Below are 4,041 nucleotides of genomic sequence, written 5' to 3'. Positions count from 1 at the left end.
GATCGGATCCTTGCCGAGATGCGGCTTGGCGCCGTGGGTTCCCGTCCCACGGAAAGTGACGCGCCAGCTGTCCGAGGAGGCAAGCTGCGGTCCCTCGACAACGGCCATCTCATCGGCGGCGAGGCCTGGCATATTGTGCAGCCCGTAAACGGCGTCGCAGGGAAACAGATCGAAAAGACCATCGTCCACCATGCGCTTGGCACCGCCTCGGCCTTCTTCCGCCGGCTGGAAGATGAAATGCACCGTGCCGGAGAATCCGCGTTTGGCGGCAAGGTGACGCGCCGCGCCGATCAGCATGGTCGTATGGCCATCATGTCCGCAGGCATGCATCTTGCCCGGAATGGTGGATTTGTAGGACCGATTGGCCTTTTCCGGCATGGCCAGCGCATCCATGTCGGCGCGAAGGCCGATGCGGCGCGTGCCGTTGCCGACCTGCAGCGTTCCCACAACGCCGGTCTTGCCGAGGCCGCGATGCACCGCCAGCCCCGCTTCCTCCAGCAAGGTCGCGACGATGCCGCTGGTGCGCTCCTCCTCGAAGCCGAGTTCGGGATGGGCATGAAGGTTGCGGCGAAGCGACGTGAGGAAAGGAAGATCCTGCGCGATCTCATCGGGAAAAGACATGGGGAATTCCTGTGGCAAGGGGCACGATGACGGCGTGCCCCATCTTCGCCAAAGCATCGCCCGCTTCAACCCGAATTAACGTTCAGGTATCGAGCTTGTCGAACACATGTGCCTTTCCGATAACGCTCACCGAAACCATGCTACCGACCTCGGGCAGACCAACGCCTGAACTCTTGATGTTCAGCGTCTCGGAGCCGTTGGAGAGCACGACCGTAACAGCGCAGACGGCACCGCCAAACTCGATTTCGGTCACTTTGCCGATGCAGGCAGCACCCGCTCCGGCCTCACCGATCGCCTGGAGGCGCAATTGCTCGGGCCGCAACATGATATCGGTGTGCCCCTGCCGGATCTCGGCATCGACCGGAATATGCCCAAGGACGCATTTGGCGGATCCGTCGTTCAGATCGGCCGGCAACACGATGGCATCGCCGAGGAAGAGCGCGGTTTCGCGGTCCCTCGGACTAAGATAGAGCGCCTGCGGCGTGCCGGCCTGTATGAGTTTGCCCTGGCGCAGAACGGCGACCTGATCGGCAAAGGACAGCGCCTCTGCCTGATCATGCGTCACTAGAACCGCCGTGATGCCGGCAATCTGCAGTACGCGGGCGACGGCCTTCCGCATGTTTTCGCGCAGGCCGGTGTCGAGGGCTGAAAAGGGCTCGTCGAGCAGCATCAGTCTTGGTTTGCGGCCGAGCGCGCGCGCCAGTGCCACGCGCTGCTGCTGTCCGCCGGAAAGCTGGTGCGGCCGGCGGTCGAGCATGCCGCGGTCGAGCTCGACCATATCGATGAGGGCGTTGATGCGCTGGTCGCGGTCGCGCGCGCCGCGCTCCATGCCGAAACCAATATTCTCCGAGACGCTCAGATGCGGAAACAGGGCGCCGTCCTGCGAGACGATGCCAATGCCACGGCGATGCGCGGGCACGATGGCCTCGCCATCCGCCAGGATCTCGCCTTCCAGCTCCACCTGTCCCGCATCGGGGGTTTCGAAGCCGGCGATGATGCGCAGGAGCGTCGTCTTGCCGGAGCCGGACGGGCCGACGATGGCCGTTCGGCCGCCGGCAGCGACCGTGAGGTCGATGTTGTCGAGCGCATGCACGGGGCCATAGCGCTTGCTGATATTCTTGATTGCCAGAAAGGTCATTGTCCGGCCGTTCGCTTGGATTGCACGTAAAGGAGAAGGGTAAGCGGCAGCGACAGGACGATCATCATGAAGGCGTAGGGTGCTGCGGAGACATAATCGATCTCGCTCGTCAGAGACCAGAATTTCGTTGCCAGCGTTTCCGTGCCGTTGGGAGAGAGCATCAGCGTCGCAGTCAGCTCATTGGTGATGCCGAGCGCGACGAGTGCCACGCTGGCGGCGAAGCCGGGAGCCGCAAGCCGCATGGTGATCTGCCGTACAGCCTGCGCCGGCGTACGCCCCAGCGCCATGGCAGCCCGCTCGAGTTCGACGGGTGCCTGGGCGATGCTGGCGCGTAGGCCGACCATGGCGCGCGGCAGGAACAGCAGGACATAGGCAAGCAGCAGCGTGGCAAAGGTCTGGTAAAGCGGCAGGAACAGCCGGACGGTGATGGACACGAGGGCCAAAGCCACGACGACGCCCGGCAGCGAGCCGACATAATAATGGCAGGCTTCGAGAACGCGCTGCAGCCGGCCGGGCGCGCGCACCGACAGCCAGGCCATGGGGGCCGCTGCAATAGTGGCGAGGAGACCACCGGCGATCGCGAGAAGAATGGTCTGCAGCAGCGCGGAGCCGACGGAATCGATCCGCCAGATATCCAGTCCGCCGAGAATGAGCCAGCGCGCCAGGGTGACGAAGGGAATGCCGAGCGTCAGCGCGGCGGTGACGACGGGCAGCGCGATGGCGGGAACGACGAACCAACGCAGACGGCGGCGATCGGCCGGACGGGCAGCACCGGAGCCGATGCGGGCATAGCGCTCATTGCCACGCACCAGTACCTCGATGCCGAGCAGCAACAGGCAGCAGAAGACGAGGACGCCGCCGAGCATATTCGCGGCCGGGCTGTTATAGGCCGACTGGAATTGGTCGACGATGGCGGTCGAGAATGTGTCGAAGCGGATCATCACGTAGAGACCGTATTCCGCCAGGAGATGCAGGCCGATCAGCAGCGAGCCGCCGCAAATGGCAAGGCGGAGCTGCGGCAGGATCGCGCGGAAGAAGACGTGCCAGGGGCCAAGGCCGAGCGAGGCCGCGGCATCCTCGATCGCCGGATCGAGCCGGCGCAGCGCGGCTGCGACAGGCAGGTAGAGAAAGGGAAAATAGGCAAGAACCGAAACCAGCACGCCGCTCCAGAGCCCGCGCATGCCGGGCACGAGACTGACCCAGGCGTAGCTGTGCACGAAAGCAGGCACGGCAAGTGGCGCTGCGGCCAGCCAGGACCAGAGGCGGGCGCCGGGAATATCAGTGCGTTCGGTCAGCCAGGCAAGCGTGACTGCCAGCAGGATGCAAAGCGGAATGGTGCAGACTTCGAGCAGGACGGTATTGACGAGCAGCTCGCCGACGCGGCTACGGAAGATCAGGGCGGTGACTTCTGCCCAGCCGGTGTCGACCGTGATCCAGACGATGAAGCCGAGCGGCACAAGACTCAGAAGCGCGACGATCGAAGCAAGGGCGACGACGGATGCATGCCGAACGCGGCTACGGGGAGCAGCCGTCAACTGGGGCATTCGCATGGCGGCGGCCTCGCCGGCATATGTGTTCTTCTGCAGCAAATCCGAGCTGCCTTTCACGCCCTGAAATAGGAAGGCAACCGCCGCATACCGCGATTGCCCGATCGATCGGCCCGGAGCATGACGCCGAAAAGTGTGAGCGATTTTCGGACGACATCATGCTCTGCTTCTTTGAGTTCAGAGCCGGAAGGTTTCAGGTCGAACAGACCTGAAACCTTCCGGCTCCAAAGGCCATCCCTATGCCCCTAGCAGGGCATAGGACAGTGATGCAAGAGCCAAGCCCGCGCGAAGCGCTCGAAAGGCGCTGCGGTGCAGGCTTTGCCTTAGATGAGGCCCGCTTCCGTCATCAGATCGGTGACCTTCTTGCTGTTCAGCTTGGAAGGCTCGACCTTCGGAGCCTGAAGATCGGACAGCGGCACGAGCTTCGGATTGGAAGCCTCACCATTGCCGACGGCATATTCATAGGAATTACCATCGCGCAGAACTGCCTGACCGCCCTTGCCGGTAATCCACTTCAGGAAAGCCTGCGCTTCCTTCTGGTGCTGGCTGGACGCCAGAACGCCACCACCCGAGATGCTGACGAAGGCGCCCGGATCCTGGTTCTTGAAATAGTGCAGGGCCACGTTCTTGCTGTTTTCGCCGGTCTTGGCCTGATCGCCGAACCAATAATAGTGATAGATCACAGCGCCTTCGACCTCGCCGGCATTGACGGCCTTCATGGCGACACTGTTGCCC

Annotated in this window: 4 protein-coding genes; all 4 read right to left on the bottom strand. The window is 63.4% G+C overall.

What is annotated here, in order from left to right:
• Positions 1 to 621, bottom strand: a 621-nt coding sequence (locus Q4Q11_RS31080) for an amidohydrolase (protein WP_498571891.1), incomplete at its 3' end; no start/stop codon positions are given.
• An 82-nt stretch (positions 622 to 703) separates the two neighbouring features.
• Complete coding sequence (locus Q4Q11_RS31075) at positions 704 to 1,759, bottom strand: ABC transporter ATP-binding protein (protein WP_498571890.1); 1,056 nt, start codon at positions 1,757 to 1,759, stop codon at positions 704 to 706.
• The gene (locus tag Q4Q11_RS31070) at positions 1,756 to 3,309 is read right to left on the bottom strand and encodes an ABC transporter permease (RefSeq protein WP_498571892.1); all 1,554 of its coding nucleotides are present in this window, start codon (positions 3,307 to 3,309) and stop codon (positions 1,756 to 1,758) included. The genes Q4Q11_RS31075 and Q4Q11_RS31070 overlap by 4 nt, the downstream gene beginning before the upstream one ends.
• 320 nt (positions 3,310 to 3,629) lie before the next feature.
• Positions 3,630 to 4,041: extracellular solute-binding protein (locus Q4Q11_RS31065; RefSeq protein ID WP_498571889.1), on the bottom strand; the 412-nt coding region annotated here is incomplete at its 5' end.

It is taken from the genome of Rhizobium sp. UFLA01-1127 (assembly GCF_059803845.1).
This window is presented reverse-complemented; position numbering and strand designations above follow the sequence as displayed.

Excerpts from the sequence above, each read along its gene's own strand:
- Q4Q11_RS31070 (WP_498571892.1), bottom strand. The coding sequence starts at position 3,309 with ATGCGAATGCCCCAGTTGACGGCTGCTCCCCGTAGCCGCGTTCGGCAT.
- Q4Q11_RS31075 (WP_498571890.1), bottom strand. The coding sequence starts at position 1,759 with ATGACCTTTCTGGCAATCAAGAATATCAGCAAGCGCTATGGCCCCGTG.